This window comes from Anabaena sp. UHCC 0451, from assembly GCF_034931405.1.
Lineage (GTDB): Bacteria > Cyanobacteriota > Cyanobacteriia > Cyanobacteriales > Nostocaceae > RDYJ01.
Genome location: NZ_JAYGHA010000072.1, coordinates 1 through 3,101 on the forward strand (window position 1 = coordinate 1; position 3,101 = coordinate 3,101).

Genomic DNA, 3,101 nt, shown 5'->3' on the forward strand with positions numbered 1-3,101 from the left:
TGGCATCGAGCTATTTTGGCGTGGGGCAACCCCCAGACTATCGTGGCCGCAGCAGCGTTTCACCTCTGAGTTCGGGAAGGGATCAGTGTGGTTCCACCGCGCAATAGACACCAGGAAAGATTGTTGGGTGTACAAAACCCTGAAGACTGCAAGTAAAGCGAAACCAATGATGTAAGAGGTCAAGCCCTCGGTCTATTAGTACTCCTTTGCTACATACATTGCTGTACTTCCACATAGAGCCTATAAACGGGTGTTCTGCCCGTGACCTTACCTACTATTAGTAGTGAGAACACTCATCTTGAGGTGGGCTTCCCACTTAGATGCTTTCAGCGGTTATCCGCTCCGAACGTGGCTACCCAGCGTTTACCGTTGGTACGATAACTGGTACACCAGCGGTTCGTCCTTCCCGGTCCTCTCGTACTAAGGAAGGCTCCTCTCAATGTTCTTGCGCCTGCACCGGATATGGACCGAACTGTCTCACGACGTTCTGAACCCAGCTCACGTACCGCTTTAATGGGCGAACAGCCCAACCCTTGGGACGTACTTCCGCCCCAGGTTGCGATGAGCCGACATCGAGGTGCCAAACCTCCCCGTCGATGTGGACTCTTGGGGGAGATCAGCCTGTTATCCCTAGAGTAACTTTTATCCGTTGAGCGACGGCCATTCCATGCTGCGCCGTCGGATCACTAAGGCCTACTTTCGTACCTGCTCGACTTGTCGGTCTTGCAGTCAAGCTCCCTTTATGCCTTTACACTCGTCGCACGGTTTCCAAGCGTGCTGAGGGAACCTTTGCGCGCCTCCGTTACCTTTTAGGAGGCGACCGCCCCAGTCAAACTGCCCACCTGAAACTGTCCTCTCTCCGGCTGACGGAGATGAGTTAGAATTCTAGCTTCGCCAGAGTGGTATCTCACCGTTAGCTCCATATTCCCCACAAGGAATACTTCATCGCTTCCCACCTATCCTGCGCAAGCCAAGCCCGAACACAATTCCAGGCTACAGTAAAGCTTCATAGGGTCTTTCTGTCCAGGTGCAGGTAGTCCGTATCTTCACAGACATTCCTATTTCGCCGAGTCTCTCTCTGAGACACCATCCAGATCGTTACGCCTTTCGTGCGGGTCGGAACTTACCCGACAAGGAATTTCGCTACCTTAGGACCGTTATAGTTACGGCCGCCGTTCACCGGGGCTTCGGTCGCCAGCTTCACTTTCGCTGACCAGCTTCCTTAACCTTCCGGCACTGGGCAGGCGTCAGCCCCCATACGTCCTCTTACGAGTTTGCGGAGACCTGTGTTTTTGGTAAACAGTCGCCTGGATCTCTTCACTGCGACCCACGTCTGAGGTGGGCACCCCTTCTTCCGAAGTTACGGGGCCATTTTGCCGAGTTCCTTAGAGAGAGTTATCTCGCGCCCCTTGGTATTCTCAACCTCCCTACCTGTGTCGGTTTCGGGTACGGGTAATATATGTTCATCACATTACTAGCTTTTCTTGGCACTAGCATTCACCACACGGAGTTCGTAAACTCCTCCCAAACCAATCAGGGTATGGCTATCTTTCATGCGTCCCTAATAATGCTCCCATATTTTAGTCAGGGATTGTTGACCCTGTGTCCATCGACTACGCCGTTCGGCCTCGCCTTAGGTCCCGACTAACCCAGAGTGGACGAACCTGGCTCTGGAACCCTTAGGGTTTCGGGGCATTGGATTCTCACCAATGTTTGCGCTACTCAAGCCGACATTCTCACTTCCGTCTCGTCCACAGCTGCTTGCCGCTACTGCTTCGCCCTACCACGGAACGCTCCCCTACCACTTAAATAAATTTAAGTCCACAGCTTCGGTACATCACTTAGCCCCGTTCATTTTCGGCGCAAGACCGCTTGACTAGTGAGCTATTACGCACTCTTTCAAGGGTGGCTGCTTCTAGGCAAACCTCCTAGTTGTCTAGGCAATCTCACCTCCTTTATCACTTAGTGATGATTTGGGGACCTTAGCTGGTGGTCTGGGCTGTTTCCCTCTTGACAATGAAGCTTATCCCCCACTGTCTCACTGGCAATGTGTTCTCTAGGTATTCTGAGTTTGTCTCGATTTGGTACCGGTCTCCCAGCCCGCACCGAAACAGTGCTTTACCCCCTAGATTTAATCATTACCGCTGCGCCTCAACACATTTCGGGGAGAACCAGCTAGCTCCTGGTTCGATTGGCATTTCACCCCTAACCACAACTCATCCGCCGATTTTTCAACATCGGTCGGTTCGGACCTCCACTTGGTGTTACCCAAGCTTCATCCTGGCCATGGTTAGATCACCAGGGTTCGGGTCTATAAACACTGATTTTTCGCCCTCTTCAGACTCGGTTTCCCTTTGGCTCCAGCATTCTCGCCTTAACCTACCAGTGCCTATAAGTCGCCGGCTCATTCTTCAACAGGCACGCGGTCATCCGTTAAATCGGACTCCCACTGCTTGTAAGCTAATGGTTTCATGTTCTATTTCACTCCCCTTCCGGGGTTCTTTTCACCTTTCCCTCGCGGTACTTGTTCACTATCGGTCACACAGTAGTATTTAGCCTTACGAGATGGTCCTCGCTGATTCATACGGGATTCCTCGTGCCCCGTACTACTCGGGATTCAGCTACTATCCTTTAACTTTCGACTACAGGACTTTCACCCCCTCTGGTGCAGTATTTAGCTGCTTCGTCTAGTCTCCGGATTCGATATTGCTGTCCCACTACCCCAACAAGTAAACCTGTTGGTTTAGGCTCTTCCCCTTTCGCTCACCACTACTCAGGGAATCTCTTTTGATTTCTCTTCCTCCAGCTACTAAGATGTTTCAATTCGCTGGGTTGGCTCTTTCCTGTCTATATATTCAACAGGCAGTATTTAGGGTTGCCCCATTCGGACACCTCCGGCTCTTCGTTTGCTTCCAACTCCCCGGAGTATTTCGTCGGTAACCACGTCCTTCTTCGCCTCTGTGTGCCTAGGTATCCACCATTAGCCCTTATTAGCTTGACCACATTACATTGGTTTCTCCACTGTCAACACTTCCACATTCATGTCTGTGTCAACTAGCTTCTTTCGCTTTACTATGCAGTTTTCAAGGTTCTGACTGGAC

Annotated in this window: 2 rRNA genes; both read right to left on the reverse strand. The window is 51.4% G+C overall.

Going from position 1 to position 3,101, the window contains the following annotated elements:
• A 5S ribosomal RNA gene (gene rrf / locus VB694_RS25225) occupies window positions 1–115 on the reverse strand; the annotation flags it as partial.
• Between the two features lie 60 nt (window positions 116–175).
• Window positions 176–3,001: ribosomal RNA gene (locus VB694_RS25230) — 23S ribosomal RNA — on the reverse strand.
• Window positions 3,002–3,101: the final 100 nt, after the last annotated feature.